The organism is Aquimarina hainanensis, assembly GCF_042684685.1.
Lineage (GTDB): Bacteria > Bacteroidota > Bacteroidia > Flavobacteriales > Flavobacteriaceae > Aquimarina > Aquimarina hainanensis.
In genome coordinates this window covers 60187-77378 of sequence record NZ_JBHULX010000002.1, presented here as the reverse complement: position 1 = coordinate 77378, position 17192 = coordinate 60187, and the positions used below count along the sequence as shown (strand labels likewise).

Below are 17192 nucleotides of genomic sequence, written 5' to 3'. Positions count from 1 at the left end.
TAATAAAGGCTAAACCGAAAGGTTTGTGTATATTTAGAAAGTCCGCCAAATTTTTAATTTGGCTTTTAAAAAATGATAAATTAAAAACAAAATATAAAAATTCGGCTCTGTGTTAACCCGAAATGTTAGTATCTTTTTGCACGCTACGTTTCATACACAAGTCCGTTAGCGAGCATTAAAATATTCTATACAATAAATTAAAAATGGTATTTGAAAAAATAAAGAAAAAAATAGAATCTTATACACATGAAGTAAATGACTTTCATCCGTTTTTAAGAAATTTTCTTGGAAAAATCCCCAAAATTAAGCACGTTGAGTATACACATGGAAATAGAGAATATGGAGCAGATTTTATTTTAATTCTGGAAGATGAAATTTTACTTAAGGAAACTTATGTAGGCGTTGTTGTTAAAAGTAAAAAAATACAACAATCGAATGTTGACGAAATCGAACGTCAAATAGGCGAATCCTTTCGTTTACCTAAAACTATTTTTAATGGTCAAAAACAAGTTACGTTAGATACAGTTTGGCTTTTAACAAATAGCACTATTACTGTTAATGCAAAAGATAAAATTAAAGAATATTTCAAAAATAAAAACTTAACAATTATTGATATCAATATGCTTGTTAATTTGGTTAGTAAGCACTATGATGAATATATGGAAAAAATGAGAGATGATGTTTTTACCATAGAAAACAATCATATTGATAGTTCAGGAAAAATACCTAAAATTGATAAAAAGAATAAATACATAGGATACTATGAAAATGAACATGGAGAGCAATTCTTTTTTATTGGAAATTATGAAACAAAAAAAGCTGTTATTCGTGGAGGTGATTTTGGATGGGAAAAGGAAATTGAGATTTATTTAGGTATGCCTAAATTTGATTTAATATTTTCTAACTCAGAAATAATTTGGATAAGTAGTTGTTTTTCAACAATGATAAATAATGATTTTGTCGAAACTTATAAAGATTTTGCGAATATATTAGGTTATCCAAAAAAGCTATAAAGAAGAATAGAAATAAAAAACGCACGCTAACAACGTGTATAAAACATAGCTAATAAATACTAAATCGAAAGATTCTGTTTCATTTACTAAGACCGCCAAATTTTTAAATTTGGCTTTTAGAATTGAAAAATTAAAAACAAAATATAAAAATCCGGCTCTGTGTTAACCTGAAAAGTTAGTGTCTTTTTACATGTGCGGCGTTTCATACACAAACACGTTGGCAATAATTAGAAAAAAAATGAAATACACATTATTATTTATAATACTTGGCTTATACTATTGTCAAGGACAAACAATAAATTTTACTTCATCATTTCGAGAAACAGATATAATTAAAGGTGTAAAAGCAACCGACACTATAATTGACAATTCATTGAGATATGAATTATCTTTCATTAATAATGATAAAGCTTTAATCTCTAATGAAATTATTGAATACAGCGCTAATCATAAAGCTACACCGGATACAGTTTTAATATCTAAAAGTGATAAAAAAAGAATAAAACTACTAAGTAAAATTGATTTTGGTAGTTTCAATGACTTATTTGATTTAGCTAAACAAGAATCAAAGGTTAACTATTATAAACAAAAAGTTTTTTCTACTCCATATGACCTCTCAATTGAATTAATAAAAGGAAATGAAATTATTAAGTTAAAACGAAAGGAACATCCAGCCGACTATATTAATCATTGGGACTGTAATGGTAAAGAAATATTTAATCCAAAAATAGATGAAATAGTCTCCAAAATTTTTCCAAAAAAAGCTTTAGGGAATTTTAAAACACTAAAAACTCCTTCAAAAAAAACAATAAAATACCATAAAGACGAACTGATTAAAATTTTAAACGACTTAACTAATTACCTGAAAACCAAAGACAGTATTTCTCTAAAAAAATTTGCTTACAGACTATGTCCTGATATAAACACTGTTCAACATTTTGAAAGTAACAAACTTTATTATAGAGGTATTCCTGAGGCTTTTCAGAAAAAGAATAATGATGAAATACACATTATGTTAGAAAAAAGTAAAGAATCATATTCTTCATATTTTTTAAGGCTTTTAGCTAAAATTGAACCTAAAAGTGAAATAGAGTTGTTAACAGTGGCTGATGATATAAACATAGAATATTCTGGCTTTTTAAAAGATTTCAGAGGGTATTCAAGAATAATTTCACCAAAAGGAAATGGCGCTATAGAGACAACTCATTTCTATTTTAAATTAAAAATTAATGGTAGGATTCATAAATATTCATTCGGAGAGATGCTTAGGATAAATGGAGAATGGAAATCTTTTACTGCTCCTCGAATATAAACTACTGCCAACAAAACCTAAACTGCATTAAAACGCAGTTTAGCCAAACCGTTGTGTGCAATTTGAAACAAGCTCAAATGTTAAACAATTTTATAAAGAAACTTCAAATTACCAATCAAGAACTTATAAATGAACTTCATCACTGTTCTAATATTACCACCCATAAAAAGGGGGACCTTCTTATTAAAAACAATGAATACATTAAAGTATTAAAGATTGTCTTACAGGGAAAAGTAAGAGTATATCAAGCCAATGAAGATCGTGAAATTCTCATTTACTACTTAAATGACATGGAAACCTGTACCCTTTCATTATCAGCATGTTTTGAAGATTGTAAAAGTACGGTAAACGCAATAGTCAAAGAAGATTCAACTATTCTCAATATTCCTGTTCGATTTGTTAAAGATTGGAATTTTAAGTACAAATCATGGAATGCATTTACCACAAAAACATTCAGGGAAAGTTATAACTACCTTATCCATCAATATTCCACACTCGCATTTCAACCTCTTAAAGACCGCTTATTTAACTACCTGATTTCGAAGGCTGACAATTCTATTGTAAAAAAATCACATCAACAACTGGCTCATGAATTAGGTACAACAAGAGAAGTTATCTCCCGCCTATTAAAGACATTAGAAAAAAACGACTTGATCTCTCTTGGGCAAAAACAGATCGTAATATCAGGAAAAAAATAAGCTTGTAACAAAAGTCACAGGTATCAACATTTTATTCGCCGTTCCTTTGAAGAAAATTTAAAGGATAAAAAATGAAACGAATAAAAATGATTACAACTGCCCTTCTTACAGGGCTATTTTTTACACCTTCTTTTGGACAAGAAGAAACAAAAGAAATTATACCACAATCTTATCAAGAGCATTCACCAACAAAACATCATGAAATCGCTCTTGAAGTTTTAAAAGCAAGTGAAGATTGGATTGAAACATTTAATAAAGGAAATGCTGCTGCCTATGTAAAGGATTATGACTCAAGTGCTATAATGAATGTAATACCTCATGGGGTGAAAATAGGAACTGAGGAAATTTCTGAATTTTGGACACCTTTTATTCAATCTGGCGCCACAAATTTAGTTTATACCAACGTTAGCATAGAGGTTGTCAATGAAACTACAGCTTTTTTATCTGCAAATTTCAGCATGAATGTAGGTCATGGAATCATCTATCAAGAAAAATGGAAAAAAATAGAGGGAAAATGGTTATTGACCTATGATAACTCTGAAGTGTTAGATCAGTTTGAAACTCCTCAAGAAAATACGACGAACCCTGTAGCGAGCCATATTATCCTGGAAGAGGTTATCAAGGCATCTATTAGCTGGACAATGGGCTTTAATTCAGGAAAAAAGGAAGTTTGCGGAAATGGGTATTCTGATAACGCCACAATGAACGCGGTGCCATTTGCAACTGAAAACGGAAAAGGAAATATTGAGGCGTTTTGGGGGAAGTTAATCACTGATGGTGCTACAAACTTGACCTACCACAACCCAATATTTACTATTAAAACTGATAACAGCGTCTTTCTATCATCCCAATGGAGCATGAATATTGGAGAAGGTAAAATTTATCAAGAAAAATGGGAGAAAGTAGATGGCACATGGTTATTAACGTATGATGAATTTGAAGTACTAAAACAATATTAGAAAATACGAATCCTAACTATAAAAAAACGATTAAAATAAGAAGAGTCATGAAAGAATTATGGAACTTTTTTTCAAGAGAACAGACAGATCATCAATACAACCCAACCCTTTGGACGAGACGGCTGCCAACAGATGATTTGCTTCCTAACCATATTGATATTACAACAAAAAACAGTAATGCGTACAGGAAAAAAATGGGGAATCATCTCCAGACGATACCTTTTGGTAATGATGAATATTTAGGAGAAATGGATGTTTTTCGCCCGGAGAACGTCTCAGAAAATGCACCGATTGTTGTGTACATACATGGTGGTTGGTGGCAATGGTTTTCAAAGGAGCAATTTTCTTTTTTGGCAGAGCCATTTAATAAAAAAGGTATGGCTGTATATATGCCAGGATATCGTATGGCTCAAGATTGGAGTAATGATAAACCAATGGAATCTATTGTACGCCAAATGGAAGCAGCAGTGGCAACCATACTACAAGAAGCTTACGACAAAAATTCACAGGCAGTATACCTTGTTGGTCATTCAGCAGGGGGACATTTGGTAACTATGTTGCACAAAACAGATTGGAGTAAATACAATTTGCCTGACGAAGCAAGCAATAAAATAAAGTCTATTTTTTCTCTTGCTGGATTATTTGATATTCGTTTTCTACTTGACAGTTATGTTAATGATGAAATTAAGATGTCACTTGAATCGGCAAAGACTGTCAGTCCTCAATTACTGGATAATACGAAAACTGCATTGTGTCCTATCCATTTAATTTTACCAGAATTTGATACGGCTGAATTTTTTAGGCAAACAAAAGAATATCAAGACAAATTACTGGAAGAAAAGCAAAAGTGTCACTTGTACGTTATTCAGAACAGAGATCACCTTACAATTATTGAAAATATGATACAGGAAAAAGACGAATTATTTGGTTACATTCTGAAACATATGTCTGCCAAGCAGTGATGAAATTATAACAGAAGAATTCCGGACGATGTCTGGAATTCTTCTATTTTATATTCCTTACATTTAAAACCTCAATATATGATTTTAGAAAGCTTTACGTTAAAAATATTCGATCCTGAAAAAACGAATCCCTTTTTCACAATTGCTTTAGGATTCAAATTAGAAGAGGAACTGACTATTGATGATTCTGTTTTTTTATAACCTGGTATTGAAAAACAATAATCATAAAATTCAACTAGAATTTGACAGATCAAGTACAATTAAGCCCTATGATCAGGACGGTATTGATAATTATTGGAAATTCAGCCTATTTGTTGATGATATACAAAAAATTTACACAGAATTACTCAAACTAAACCATCCAGTTGGAGCTCCTTTTCAATTTGGGAATATTGGGTATCTATCTCATACTACCGACACAGAGCACCACCAAATAGAATTCATCCAAAAAACGTTCAAACAAAATGAAATTCTAAATACCGATGAGCAAATTGCACTTGGTTTACTAACTATTAGAACAAAAGATCCCGTGAAAATCATCAAGTTTTATGAGGACATTTTAGACCTAAAATTATTTGTCCGTATGTACGTAAATCGTGGTGATGGATTCACCTTATATTTTTTAGGCAATAAAAACCTACAAGCACCAAATACGGACATTGATGTTATCGAAAACAGAGAGTGGATGTATCAACAAAGTCATTTGTTTATTGAAATTCAATATTGGAATAGTGAGCATGACAACAATTTTTTATTAAATTCAACTCTTGAAAATGGATTACAGATCATTAATTTTTCAGGAGATTTAAACATTTTAAGAAGACGCTTAATTGAAAGTGGAGTAGTATTTCAGGAACGTAGCAATAAAATCATCTTTCAAACAATAGATAATCATACCATTAAGGTAAAAACTGCGCACAACAATGTATAAACGACATTAAATCGATCGTTTATACTAACCGTTAAGCAATATAACAACAAAGCAAAGAATGAAACATCTTTTAATAGTTATCAGTTTTTTTTTACTTTTTTCATCTTGTCAAAGTCAAGAGAAAAATAAAATTTCTGAAAAAAGAATAAAAAAAGAATTTTATGAGTATTATTCCAAACCAGGATTAAATGCAAAAATTGAACGTATAGAAGATCTTAAATTTGAAAAATCTGAAGAGAGACAATATGATATGTATGGGAACATAATCAAGAAAACTTATTCGTCAAAAATTGTTGTCAAATATTTATATGATGGTGATCAAAATTTATTAAGAGAAGAAATTTATGATAGTGAGGGAGGACTAACTGATCAAAAGATTTATGAAAGGAATAATAAAAACAAATCACTAGTAACCGGTCAAATTCAAATCAGAAATAAAGATACTATAAGTAACGAAAGAAATACTTATGATAAAAATGGTAATCTCATATTAAGTGAATTTATAAAGAATTCAGTATGGGAAAAAGCTTTTGCTTACGAATATGACGAGAAAGGTAGAAAGGTTTTAGAGCATGATTATATTAGCGAAAGATATGGAGGATATCCAAAAGCACTATATAAATATGATGAGTTTGATAACTTAATTAGAACGAAAGAACTCGATTCAAATAATAATCTTATCAGGTCAGCTACCTATAAATATGATGAACGAAAAAATAAAATTGAATATATATTATTTTCAGAACCAAACAAAACTGTTATTAGTAAAGAATTTACTACTTACGATACCTTTGATAATATAATAAGTAATAATAAAGATGGTAAAAATCAACAAGAATACAAGTACAAATACAATGAATACGGAGATTGGATAGAAAAAACATTTTATTATTATGGTTATGTTGATCAGTACGTGAAAAGAAAAATCGAATACTAAACATTGCCTAGCAAAAGTAACTGTTGCACAACTTTTTTTTGATAGTAAGCAAAAACCCTGAATAAAACCACAAATACTTTATCTATAAAAATCAATCAGTTATATTTATTAAGAAAATAATATAAGGATGACTCTAAATATTTTGGAGTCGTGCAACATCCACGATGTATATGTGATCATCATAGCTATATGATTAATTGGATGACCTCGTCAGTTTGTAATGGCACAACACTCGCAATAAAAAAAGTTAGTAACCAATGCGCAGAAAAATTCAACGCAGAGGTAACATTTTGCCTTGCTACACCACTTATAATAAACGTTATAAACAATCTTTTTGAAAATTAAGGTAACAATATCCAAAAAACAAAAAAACAAACAAGAAGAAATGAAGAAGATCATATTAATAATTCTGTTAGTAGGAATTAATTTTAGCATTAAAGCACAACAAGATATTTCAGGAGAATTAACACTTACCTCAAATTTGGATACAGAATGGTCAAAATTAATTTTTAAAAGAAATAGCGAACCTAATAATGGTTTTCTACAATACTATGGGGGAACTGATTCAGGAATAATTATAGGTGTATCTGGTGTAAATCCAATACGATTTTTCTCTAACGGACAAGAAAAAATGAGAATCGCAAAAGAGGGGGATTTGTGTTTAACTTCTTTAAGCTCTGACTGGTCAAAGATCACATTCAACCGAGAAGGTGAACTTAACAATGGTTTTGTTCAGTACTATGGAGGAACTGATTCAGGTATGATTCTAGGTGTATCCGGGATAAATCCAATACGATTTTTCTCTAACGGACAAGAAAAAATGAGAATTTCTAAAGAAGGGAATTTAGCAATAGGAACTATAGACACCAAAGGTTATAAACTTTCAATAGCGGGCAAAGCAGTTGCAGAGGAGGTCAAAGTAGCTTTACAAACCAGTTGGCCAGATTATGTTTTTAAGCAGGGTTATGAACTCCCCACTCTTAACGAAGTAGAAAATCATATAAAAGAAAAGGGATATTTAATAGATATCCCAAGTGCCAAAGAAGTACAAGAAAATGGGATTTTACTTGGAGAAATGAACTCTAAATTACTTCAAAAAATTGAAGAATTAACTCTTTACACAATCAAACAAGAAAAGAAAATTCAAAATCTTGAAAAAGAAAATCAGGAAATCAAATTACTGAACAAAAAACTTCTCGAGTTACAGTCAAGGCTTGAAAAACTAGAATCTGAAAAATAAAGAATTTATAACATTATATATCAAAACATTGCTAATATTGGGATTAGCGACGTTAGTTATATTTATCGTTGTGCAACATATCAGAACTGAATGAGAATTTTAATTTACACAATATTATTTCTGTATTTTAACCAATCCTTTTCTCAAAAGACGTTGGATTATAAAGAAATTCTGACAGAATTAGAAAACTCGTCGAAATCTTTAAATACAACTCTGATTTTGCCAAATTCTGACTTTTATATTAGAATTACCAAAGACGTAATTATCGAGAATCCCGAGTTGAATTCTTGTATTGATATTGCAACGTACGAAAAGAAAAACGAAGAAATTATCAGAATATTAAAAAACCATAATTTATTGGACAAATTGTATGTGGAAATCGAAAATGAATATTCTGATTTAAGTTCTGACCAAATATTCAAACCAACTGAAACGGAATTATATTTGGAATTATTTTTTAAAACAAAAGATTTCGGAATTATGAGTTGTTTTGTTCCTGTTATTGAGAAAAAACAAGCCAAAGAACTGATTTGCGATTTGGATAAAATATTTGATTATCAATATTGTTTTAAGAAATTGAACCAGAAAATATAAATACGTCGCACAACACGATGTATAAAACACAGATAATAAGTGCTTAACCGAAAGGTTTGTGTATATTTATAAAGTCTGCCAAATTTTTAATTTGGCTTCTAAAATAGAGAAGATAAAAACAAAATACAACGTTTTGGCTCTGCGCAAACTTGAAAGTTTATGGCTTTTTAAACGCTACTACTCATACACAAAACGTGTGTAGCCAATTTGAGAAATGAAAATACTAACCAGAATTATACTATTGACTTTTTTGGGATTATTTACCTCTTGTTTTGGACAAAAAGAAGAACATATTTATCTGGCTGGTTGGGAAGCTGAATTCAATGGAGATGAACAATGTCAAAAATTTCTCGAAACACAAGTTGTAGATAAAGAAACTGCTAGTACTATTTGGAGTTCAATTGAACTCGTTTTTAAGGATGGGGAATTGATAAAAGCCTACAATAGTGATGAAGGACACAAAACCGAAAGAAAACTAAACGAAAACGAAATAGGTTTTGAATTCCAGAAATTAGTCCCTAATCAGATTTATAGCCTCAATCAAGTATCATCATCTGAAAGCTACTTAGGTGGAGAAACCCCAGAAGAATTCAACATTCCTACATTTGAGTTTACAGCACCATTTCAATACTTAGGGAAATTTTCAAAAACAGATGAAGCTTTCAATTGGCTTCCATTTGATTTGCACATTGCTGCACCAGTCTACTTGAATTTTGACAAGTTATTTATAGACTACTCTGACCCATTGAATCCTAAAGTATTGGACATTGAGGAATTAAAGCAAACGGACAATTCATATGACGATTTAAAATCAGATTCGGAAATAGTTTATGAAAAAGTGTATTTAAAAACGGAAAAAGAAACTGACTTTGTTGGCATTGGACATACAGGAGTTCCAAGCTGGATTCAAAACCCTGACATTCCTGCCTGTCCAAAATCAAATAAAACAATGAAACTACTTTGTCAATTAACCTATAATGGGGTTGATAATATAAAGACAAAGCGAACAAACGTAAAGCCAGAAGATGAATGGTATAAGCAATATTTTGAAAATATGAATTTTTGGGGAGATGGAGACTTGTATATTTTCTTTGAACCTGACAGCAAAATTATGTGCTTTATAATTCAACATACATAAAAAACTGGCTACAACAATAGTAACTGTTGCACAACTATTTTTTTTGATAGTAAGCAAAAACCCTGAATAAAACCACAAATACTTTATCTATAAAAATCAATCAGTTATATTTATTAAGAAAATAATATAAGGATGACTCTAAATATATTTGGAGTCGTGCAACAGCCACGATGTATATAAAAAATAGCGAATTGATTACTTAGCCAAAATGAATTTTATAAATTTAGGGTAATTTATAATTCGGAAAATTAATGTTTTTCTAAACGCTACGTTTCATATACAAGGGCGTTAATTAGAAGAACCGTATAGAACTATAAATTCAATCAATATAGCAGTGAGCATGTTTTCTTATCATTTAGTAGAACTCCCCCTTTTTGTTGCAGTAAAAAGAATATTCTCGAATCCAATTTCCCAAAAGACGAAGGGACTGATTCACTCTGAATACATGACTGCAATGACATTAGGGTCTCCAATCTTTTCTTCTTCTAGGGTTTTAATAAGGCAGATAGCTGTTTTTATGCAATGGGAAAATGAAATTAAACTTGAAAACTATTTAGAGCAAGACAGTTTTGGAAGAGTTTTAGCTAAAGGTTGGCATGTGCGTTTGTCTTTTATCAGAAGATGGGGGAAATTCAGCGGATTCAAAATCCCCAACTATAAAGACAGGCTAGAAAGTCCAACCTCTCCTGTAGTTGCTGTAACAATTGCAAGAATGAAACCTTTTGCTGTACCTAGATTTATCAATTGGGGAAGACCTGTAGAAAAACTGGTAAGAGACCACCCTGGAACTACCCTTTCATTGGCATCAGTAAAGTTTCCGAATACAGTATCGACCTTTTCAATATGGAAATCTGAAAAAGAAATGACCGATATGGTTCATGGTCATAGTACGGTTGAAAAACCAAAAAGACATTCCGCAGCAATGAAAGAAAGAGAAAGAAAGGATTTTCATTTTGAGTTCACTACATTAAGATTTAAACCGTTAGCCGAGTTTGGTGAGTGGAAAGGGCAATCAGGCTTTATTCCCAACATTTAAGGATTGAAATAAAAATGGGAATAGCACGAAAAAAACAAAGCATACAAGATTGGGGTACTCAGCAGTGGGTAATCCTTTTTGGGAAGAAAATTGATAAAACAAATAATGAGTGGCTTTTGGGACCATTCGGAGACACAAATGGTATTGGTCAGAAATTCATCAAGCAATTAGCGAGAAAAGAACATTTGGTTATTGATAACCAAAAAACAAACAAGGGGTTAATTGAATCAATCGACCAATTAAATCTATCTTCAAATGAAATAAACGCCTTATCTCGAGATGTAATTGACTTCTATGAAAACACCTCTAATTATGATCTTCATTTAAAATCAAAATGGAATCCTTTCTTCAAGGTTTTTGGTTTTTTAGTAAGGTTAATTTTCAGTAAAAGAATAGAACAACTAAATGTTCCGATTCAAAACATAGAGGATGCTTCAGGATTGACAAGTGAAATAATTCAACTGCTCGATTCTAAAACAAATGAAGTTAAAAGAACAATTTGGTTTCGGGCATTTAAATCGTCAGGTCAAGTAGTTTATTCAGGGGTTTATGAAACCTGTATTATTCCATCAGGAAAGACATGTATCAAAGCAATTTTCCCTTTGCCACATGGAAATGCAACCGTTATTTTAACGCCTAAAATTGGAAAAAACGGGGAACTCATTTTGGATTCAGGGGGACAAAAAATTGGAGATAGCGGATTTTACTTTTTACTAAAAGACTCAAAAGGACAACTATGGACTAAGTTCATTAAATCATTTAAAGACAAGCTAGTAGTAAGTAGTGCAAATAATAGAATTACTGCTATACAAACTTTAACTTTATGGAACTTGAGAGTTCTGAAATTTGAATATGAAATAAAAAAACGATAAACAACAACAGTAATCGTTGCACAACTATCTTTTTTGATAGTAAGCCCCCCCTGAATAAAACCACAAATATTTTATCTTTAAAAATCAATCAGTTCTGTTTATTCAGAAAATAATATAAGGCTCCCCTAACTAAAGATCAAATTAAATCTGAAGCAGATAAAAAAGACAGGGTTATCGCAATGGTATTCATAGTAATATGTAAGAGTAATGGATATCTTAAACCAAATGATACTCTGGTATACCCATAAATAATGGCGCTGCATAATTGAGGTAAAGTAATGATAGGAAGCAAAAGGATATTCACCCAAATAAGCTCATACTTAGACAGGTGTACCCAGGCGAAGATAAGGCAAGAACAATAATAAATGATTCGAAACTTAGCAGTCCAAAAATCAGCTACATATTCGTTTACCTTTTTAATATTAAGAATAAAAAAAAGAAGTCCCCCAAAGGAAAGAGCCAAAGAAATTCTCAAAGCAAAACTTTCGTCCACCATACTTATTTTGGTATGAAAAATAGCTTTGGTAAGAAAATAATACAACAATGCGCTGGATGACAAAGAGAGATAAAGGGGTTTAAAAATTAAAGAAAGCCTGAAAGCGATTTCTTCAATAAGTGGTAAGATGAATCCTCCAACCAATAAAAGAGCAAGTGGAGAAAACCGATCAGCCATATTAACACTTTGTATGTTTTTAGGATCATAAACAAAAGCAAAAAACAAAATAACAGGAATTAGAAATACCAATTTCAGGATAAAAAGACCAATGGTTTCATAGACTTTTTGCTTAGACGATTTTTTAAGATCGGGTTTATTATGAGGAGTTTTTATAAAACTAACAATATCCTTGAATAAAGAGAAGTAGAATTTAGGTCTAATTAATGGATAATTCATAATTTAGTTTTTACGGAAGACGAACTAAAATATGTTTCGTTACAATGCCGAATTTTTAGAAAAAATAAAAAACGGTGGCTAACAATATACATAACATCCATATCGTCTATACAACGGTACGGTATAAACAGGCTCTGTTATAAGTAATTAAATAAACAAATAGAAAAGTAATATTATTAACATTCATATGTATAGCTATTAACCTAAATGATCAAAAACCCAACGTAATTGTTTGCTAACTGGGTTTTTATAAAAATACTTAACAGAGAGGTTGGTAAAGCTGGTTTAGCACACCTGATAGGCTGAAGTAATTGGAAAATGAAAACTTAACTTTAAATCGGACGAAAAATTCGATACTTCTATGATGGATGAAAAATAAACGGAACTTAGAATTTTGACTCAAACTCTAACTTGATAACGATTTCTGGTATAGAAGGCGGACCACAGGAGCTCAAAATTTTAAAATCAACTAAAAGTGAATTAATCTTAAAACTTGGATTAGAAAAATTCTTACTACCTAAAATCAAATAATCTAACTAGTTATAACTCCATATTTGCAATCATAACCGCTAATTGATTAATCGAATAGTTCTTATATTTTGATAAGGCGTAATTCTTGCTAAAGTTAAAGTCTGCAATCACTATGCAAAAAAATCAAAAAGTAGGGTAACATTTTATTTTACTATGCCACATATAGTAACCTATAGCAATCATTAAAAAAGATGAAATGAGAAAAAATCCTTTTATTGAATTATTGTTAGCATTAATTCTGGTAGTATCATGTAGTAAAGACACTCCAATTAATGAGCCTGTTTTAGCGTCTTCAAACATTGTTTTAAATTTTGATACTCTTGATGTTTTACATCAGAAAAACATTTCAATTACAATTGCAAATGAGACTACAATAGATTCAATTATTATTTCGATAGATAGTGATATAGAAAAAATCATATATCTACCCCCATATGAATACAATCTTAATGGGTCGCAATACTCTGATGGAGAACACCTATTTAATGTAGAAGTTTTCCAACCAAATCAAAATTCAGTAAATAAATCAGTAAAATTTAGAATTGATAATAATGGTCCAGTCATTTCTAATATGGGAATTATCCCTGATCAGGTTATTTGTAATAAAATAACACTAAATCCTACAATCGAAGATGCCGTCACAAATGTCAAAAATGTACAGTTTTTAGTTAATGACATACTTGTTTCTGAAGTTCAAGAAAATTCTAACCATACATTTGAAATAGATTCAGATTTATATCCAGAAGGGCAAACTAAACTAAAATTTTTAATGGAAGACGAGGTTGGAAATCTGTCATCTGATTCAATTAATATCTTAATAGGAAAGCCTCTTATTAAAATTAATTTGCCCAACAAGTTTACTAGAGCTTCCGAAGAAAAACTGCTTATTATGCTCTCTGATGCTGAAGGAAACTACATTGACAGTAAAGTATATAATAATCAACCAGAAACTTTAGAATTTTGTAATACTACTATTACCCCTGACACAGAATACATGTTAACTTTTTTTGAAGTATTTGACAATAGTATTTATAATGTATTTTGTTACAATAATTTATCAAAAAATAGAATTGGAAACGAGATTACTTTAGAACCTAGACCGCTAACAAATTCTCATGCATTCATAGAATTAAGTACAAGCAATCTTAATTTATCAGGAAATATAAGAGCTTCAGGACAAGGATATTCAATGGTCAATATCAATGATACTTTAAGTGGTACGATAACAACCTCTTATACGAATAATTTAGGATCTTCAAAAACACTAATTAAAGCGTATAATTACCAATCAGTAGCAAATGATTATAAATGGGCTTTTATTGATCATCTAGAAAATGTTTCTGCATTACAACCTTCTGATTTTAGTAACAATAATGTAATTACCAATTCAATCCATTTTAATTCCCCCGTTAATAGTCAATTTTTACGTATCTATGGTTTTGAAAACACCGAATTAATGAATGTTTTCAGTGGCCATGACCTCTATGAATCCGATATGCGCTATGTAACTTCTCTAGAGTACAAATACAATTTCCCAGATATCTTTAGCGATTATTTTTATTCTTTAAAAGCCAATAATTACTATATGGAAGGGCTTGGCTTGCCTCCTCAATCAATAAATGTTCCTAATTTATCTATAGATTTTTCATTAGCAGGAAATCAATTAAACTTTCAAGGAATCCCTAACTATGAAGTTGGTAGAATTCGGATAGAAAACGAAACAAAAGCTGGTGTCCATATTTCTATTGACAACCCAAGTATTATGTTAGAGTTTATTTTTGACGGTACCGTTGATAAAATTGTAATACCTAAAATACCATCAGGTTTGTTTGAAGGAGATATTCATGAAGTATTTAATAACGTTGATTTTACGCCAGTTCAGGCAATCGCTGAAAACTATTCTTCATTCAGTTCATACCAAGATTATCTTCAAAATGTATTCATAAATTCTAATCCATTTTATTTTAGCTCAAATTCAAGAGAAAGAGTTTTTAAGTCTTTCGTTAGTCCTCATATCTTGCCAGTTTGGGAATATCCTTATTTTACAAGATTTTGATCTAATGGATTGAAATTATTAAATATAATACGACAAAAATAACGGTTACCAATACCAAATAAAATTAATTACTAATCCACACAAATAGAAAACCCAAAAGGATTTTCTATTTGTGTGGTTCTGCTAAATTAATTGCTTAAACAACTTAACTAATCTTATACAAAAATGTTATAGCCAATTTTTAAAAAAGATTATAGAATCAAAATGATTTTAGAGAAAGTCAAAACTATCATATTTGAATATTTTGAAGTTTGGTGGATTCCAGTTGTGTCATATTTGATTCCATTTATCATATTTCTACTTGGAGAAGTTTTAAAAAGTGATTCAATAATTGGTATTTCTTTAATACTGTTTTTTGTCAATATTGTAAGTAATATAATTTCTGCAATCATTCAAATATTTATCAAGAAATGGTACTTCTTGATTCCTCAGATATTGATTTCAGGATTTCTATTTGTTTTTGCATCAATTATTTTTACCTTTTCACCACCAAATGATTATAGAATGAATAGAGTAATTCCTTAAGAAATTGAAATTTATGAGTCTATAGAAACACAACCAACTGAAAAAGAATTTGGAGAATTTAATTTGGTTGTGGCTTCATCATTTCAACCCGGTATTTATAGCTATTTCACAAATTACAGACCAACTGAAATAGGGTACTTTTATATAAAAACTTTTGAAATGACTTCTAAAGATCATCTTTTTTAGCAAAAAGAATGAAAGTTAGGTCACGAGTTAAAGTAGAAAATCTTGATTCCAAATTATATCCTGGAGAATTTACAGTTTATGAAGGTTCTTGGGGTGATAAATATGGAGCTAGAATTGAATTTTAGTTTAAATCTTCAAATGGGAAAAGGATTATAAAATAACTGAAAGGAATTACATCGTAGAAGGATGGATGAAATAAGAAACTGACCACAACTAAGAACGAAATCGTGAAAAATGGAAATACCTGATGAAATAAAAGAGTTTATCGCAAAGAAAATTACGCTGGAGAATTTTTGCTTACCACATTTCTACCCTGAGCCAGATACTTTAAATGACTTTCAGATAGGGTATAAAATTCACGGAAATACGGGAGAAAAAATAACCGGAGAAAATGCGGGAGATTTTCGCGAAAGCTGGTATGTGATATGTTCCGGATATTCAAATGATCCTTTTTTCATTGATATGAACGAAAAAAACGAAAATTTCCCAGTTTATTTTGCCTGGCATGGAGCAGGAAGTTGGCATCCGATAAAAGTATCTAAAACCATTTCAGAATTTGGCAACCAACTCGAAATCCTGAAAAAAATAGAACTGAGTGATAAAAATGTCCAAGATAAAATCAAAGAGAAATTTGACTTGAATAATGAATTCTGGCTGGAGGTATACAATGAGTATGAGGAATACGAAGATGAATAAGAAATAACTACAACTAATAAGATATATAACCAATCAGACATTTAATAAACAGTGAAACGTCCCGTTTCTTGAACTTAATAATTATGAAAAAATATATTATCCTCATAGTGTCAGTACTCTTTTTATCTAATTGCGGAAGCAGTAACCTTAAAAAAGTTAATGAAGATGAGATAAAGAATATTTTTGGTTCAAAAATATATATGATGCGCTCTATAGGAAAAAGCAATAATGATTATCATCATCATTTACACATGTTTAAAGATACTAACGGAACCCCCTTTTTTCCAATATACACTAGTCAGAAAAAAATCTTAGAAACTGAAATGGTTATGCCGGATGACATCCCTTTCGACGGAATACTTTTAGCACTCACTTCATTTGACACTATGACATACAAAATAAACTATTCCTTAGAAGATCAAATCATAATTAAAGGCCGTGAATTAAAAAAAATATTGCATGACGAAATTGAAGAATTCAAAAAAAATAATCCCGAAATAATGGAAGGGATTATTCTAAAAAACTAAATGGTCTTACAACAGTTTATACAAAACCAGAATAGTTTAGTACCAGATCAAAAGGTATTTCTCCTCTGTACTGCACTCATTTTTTTA

17 protein-coding genes are annotated in these 17192 nt (G+C 30.4%); 16 read left to right on the top strand and 1 reads right to left on the bottom strand.

Annotated elements, in window-relative coordinates; translation table 11 throughout:
• Positions 1–203 precede the first annotated feature (203 nt).
• The 13 genes from ACFSTE_RS03115 (at position 204) to ACFSTE_RS03055 (ending at position 11692) form a co-directional block, all read left to right on the top strand.
• Entirely contained in the window at positions 204–1013 is an 810-nt protein-coding gene (locus ACFSTE_RS03115) for a hypothetical protein (RefSeq protein WP_378256280.1), read from the top strand.
• Positions 1014–1251: 238 nt separating this feature from the next.
• Positions 1252–2325 carry a hypothetical protein gene (locus tag ACFSTE_RS03110; RefSeq protein WP_378256282.1) on the top strand — a complete coding sequence of 358 codons (1074 nt, stop codon included), beginning with the start codon at positions 1252–1254 and terminating at the stop codon, positions 2323–2325.
• A gap of 77 nt (positions 2326–2402) precedes the next feature.
• Positions 2403–3023, top strand: a complete 621-nt coding sequence (locus tag ACFSTE_RS03105; protein WP_378256284.1) for a Crp/Fnr family transcriptional regulator — start codon at positions 2403–2405, stop codon at positions 3021–3023.
• 71 nt (positions 3024–3094) lie between these two features.
• Complete coding sequence (locus ACFSTE_RS03100; protein WP_378256286.1) at positions 3095–3982, top strand: YybH family protein; 888 nt, start codon at positions 3095–3097, stop codon at positions 3980–3982.
• 47 nt (positions 3983–4029) lie between these two features.
• Positions 4030–4944, top strand: coding sequence for an alpha/beta hydrolase (locus tag ACFSTE_RS03095; RefSeq protein WP_378256288.1), 915 nt, complete (start codon positions 4030–4032; stop codon positions 4942–4944).
• Between the two features lie 78 nt (positions 4945–5022).
• The gene (locus ACFSTE_RS03090; RefSeq protein WP_378256290.1) at positions 5023–5145 is read left to right on the top strand and encodes a hypothetical protein; all 123 of its coding nucleotides are present in this window, start codon (positions 5023–5025) and stop codon (positions 5143–5145) included.
• Positions 5126–5875, top strand: coding sequence for a hypothetical protein (locus ACFSTE_RS03085; RefSeq protein WP_378256292.1), 750 nt, complete (start codon positions 5126–5128; stop codon positions 5873–5875). Before ACFSTE_RS03090 ends, ACFSTE_RS03085 begins: the two co-directional genes overlap by 20 nt.
• Positions 5876–5933: 58 nt before the next feature.
• Positions 5934–6812, top strand: a complete 879-nt coding sequence (locus ACFSTE_RS03080) for a hypothetical protein (protein ID WP_378256294.1) — start codon at positions 5934–5936, stop codon at positions 6810–6812.
• A gap of 385 nt (positions 6813–7197) precedes the next feature.
• Positions 7198–8052, top strand: coding sequence for a hypothetical protein (locus ACFSTE_RS03075; protein WP_378297952.1), 855 nt, complete (start codon positions 7198–7200; stop codon positions 8050–8052).
• Positions 8053–8205: 153 nt separating this feature from the next.
• On the top strand, positions 8206–8646 hold the full coding sequence (locus ACFSTE_RS03070; protein WP_176029342.1) for a hypothetical protein: 441 nt from the start codon (positions 8206–8208) through the stop codon (positions 8644–8646).
• A gap of 214 nt (positions 8647–8860) precedes the next feature.
• A complete protein-coding gene (locus ACFSTE_RS03065; RefSeq protein ID WP_378256302.1) occupies positions 8861–9784 on the top strand; it encodes a hypothetical protein in 924 nt (307 codons plus the stop codon).
• Positions 9785–10118: 334 nt separating this feature from the next.
• Positions 10119–10820, top strand: a complete 702-nt coding sequence (locus ACFSTE_RS03060; RefSeq protein ID WP_378256304.1) for a hypothetical protein — start codon at positions 10119–10121, stop codon at positions 10818–10820.
• Between the two features lie 14 nt (positions 10821–10834).
• Positions 10835–11692, top strand: a complete 858-nt coding sequence (locus ACFSTE_RS03055) for a hypothetical protein (protein ID WP_176029339.1) — start codon at positions 10835–10837, stop codon at positions 11690–11692.
• 136 nt (positions 11693–11828) lie between these two features.
• Here ACFSTE_RS03055 and ACFSTE_RS03050 read toward each other — a convergent pair whose 3' ends face one another.
• Positions 11829–12584 carry a hypothetical protein gene (locus tag ACFSTE_RS03050; protein ID WP_378256306.1) on the bottom strand — a complete coding sequence of 252 codons (756 nt, stop codon included), beginning with the start codon at positions 12582–12584 and terminating at the stop codon, positions 11829–11831.
• Between the two features lie 727 nt (positions 12585–13311).
• On the opposite strand from ACFSTE_RS03050, the gene ACFSTE_RS03045 reads away from it, so the two are divergent.
• The 3 genes from ACFSTE_RS03045 (at position 13312) to ACFSTE_RS03035 (ending at position 17105) form a co-directional block, all read left to right on the top strand.
• On the top strand, positions 13312–15171 hold the full coding sequence (locus ACFSTE_RS03045) for a hypothetical protein (RefSeq protein ID WP_378256308.1): 1860 nt from the start codon (positions 13312–13314) through the stop codon (positions 15169–15171).
• A gap of 945 nt (positions 15172–16116) precedes the next feature.
• Complete coding sequence (locus tag ACFSTE_RS03040; RefSeq protein ID WP_378256312.1) at positions 16117–16578, top strand: SMI1/KNR4 family protein; 462 nt, start codon at positions 16117–16119, stop codon at positions 16576–16578.
• A gap of 83 nt (positions 16579–16661) precedes the next feature.
• The gene (locus ACFSTE_RS03035; RefSeq protein WP_378256314.1) at positions 16662–17105 is read left to right on the top strand and encodes a hypothetical protein; all 444 of its coding nucleotides are present in this window, start codon (positions 16662–16664) and stop codon (positions 17103–17105) included.
• Positions 17106–17192: the final 87 nt, after the last annotated feature.

What these genes read in the sequence shown, in the direction of transcription:
- ACFSTE_RS03115 (WP_378256280.1), top strand. Translation starts at nt 204, where the DNA reads ATGGTATTTGAAAAAATAAAGAAAAAAATAGAATCTTATACACATGAA.
- ACFSTE_RS03110 (WP_378256282.1), top strand. Translation starts at nt 1,252, where the DNA reads ATGAAATACACATTATTATTTATAATACTTGGCTTATACTATTGTCAA.
- ACFSTE_RS03105 (WP_378256284.1), top strand. Translation starts at nt 2,403, where the DNA reads ATGTTAAACAATTTTATAAAGAAACTTCAAATTACCAATCAAGAACTT.
- ACFSTE_RS03100 (WP_378256286.1), top strand. Translation starts at nt 3,095, where the DNA reads ATGAAACGAATAAAAATGATTACAACTGCCCTTCTTACAGGGCTATTT.
- ACFSTE_RS03095 (WP_378256288.1), top strand. Translation starts at nt 4,030, where the DNA reads ATGAAAGAATTATGGAACTTTTTTTCAAGAGAACAGACAGATCATCAA.
- ACFSTE_RS03090 (WP_378256290.1), top strand. Translation starts at nt 5,023, where the DNA reads ATGATTTTAGAAAGCTTTACGTTAAAAATATTCGATCCTGAAAAAACG.
- ACFSTE_RS03085 (WP_378256292.1), top strand. Translation starts at nt 5,126, where the DNA reads ATGATTCTGTTTTTTTATAACCTGGTATTGAAAAACAATAATCATAAA.
- ACFSTE_RS03080 (WP_378256294.1), top strand. Translation starts at nt 5,934, where the DNA reads ATGAAACATCTTTTAATAGTTATCAGTTTTTTTTTACTTTTTTCATCT.
- ACFSTE_RS03075 (WP_378297952.1), top strand. Translation starts at nt 7,198, where the DNA reads ATGAAGAAGATCATATTAATAATTCTGTTAGTAGGAATTAATTTTAGC.
- ACFSTE_RS03065 (WP_378256302.1), top strand. Translation starts at nt 8,861, where the DNA reads ATGAAAATACTAACCAGAATTATACTATTGACTTTTTTGGGATTATTT.
- ACFSTE_RS03055 (WP_176029339.1), top strand. Translation starts at nt 10,835, where the DNA reads ATGGGAATAGCACGAAAAAAACAAAGCATACAAGATTGGGGTACTCAG.
- ACFSTE_RS03050 (WP_378256306.1), bottom strand. Translation starts at nt 12,584, where the DNA reads ATGAATTATCCATTAATTAGACCTAAATTCTACTTCTCTTTATTCAAG.
- ACFSTE_RS03045 (WP_378256308.1), top strand. Translation starts at nt 13,312, where the DNA reads ATGAGAAAAAATCCTTTTATTGAATTATTGTTAGCATTAATTCTGGTA.
- ACFSTE_RS03040 (WP_378256312.1), top strand. Translation starts at nt 16,117, where the DNA reads ATGGAAATACCTGATGAAATAAAAGAGTTTATCGCAAAGAAAATTACG.
- ACFSTE_RS03035 (WP_378256314.1), top strand. Translation starts at nt 16,662, where the DNA reads ATGAAAAAATATATTATCCTCATAGTGTCAGTACTCTTTTTATCTAAT.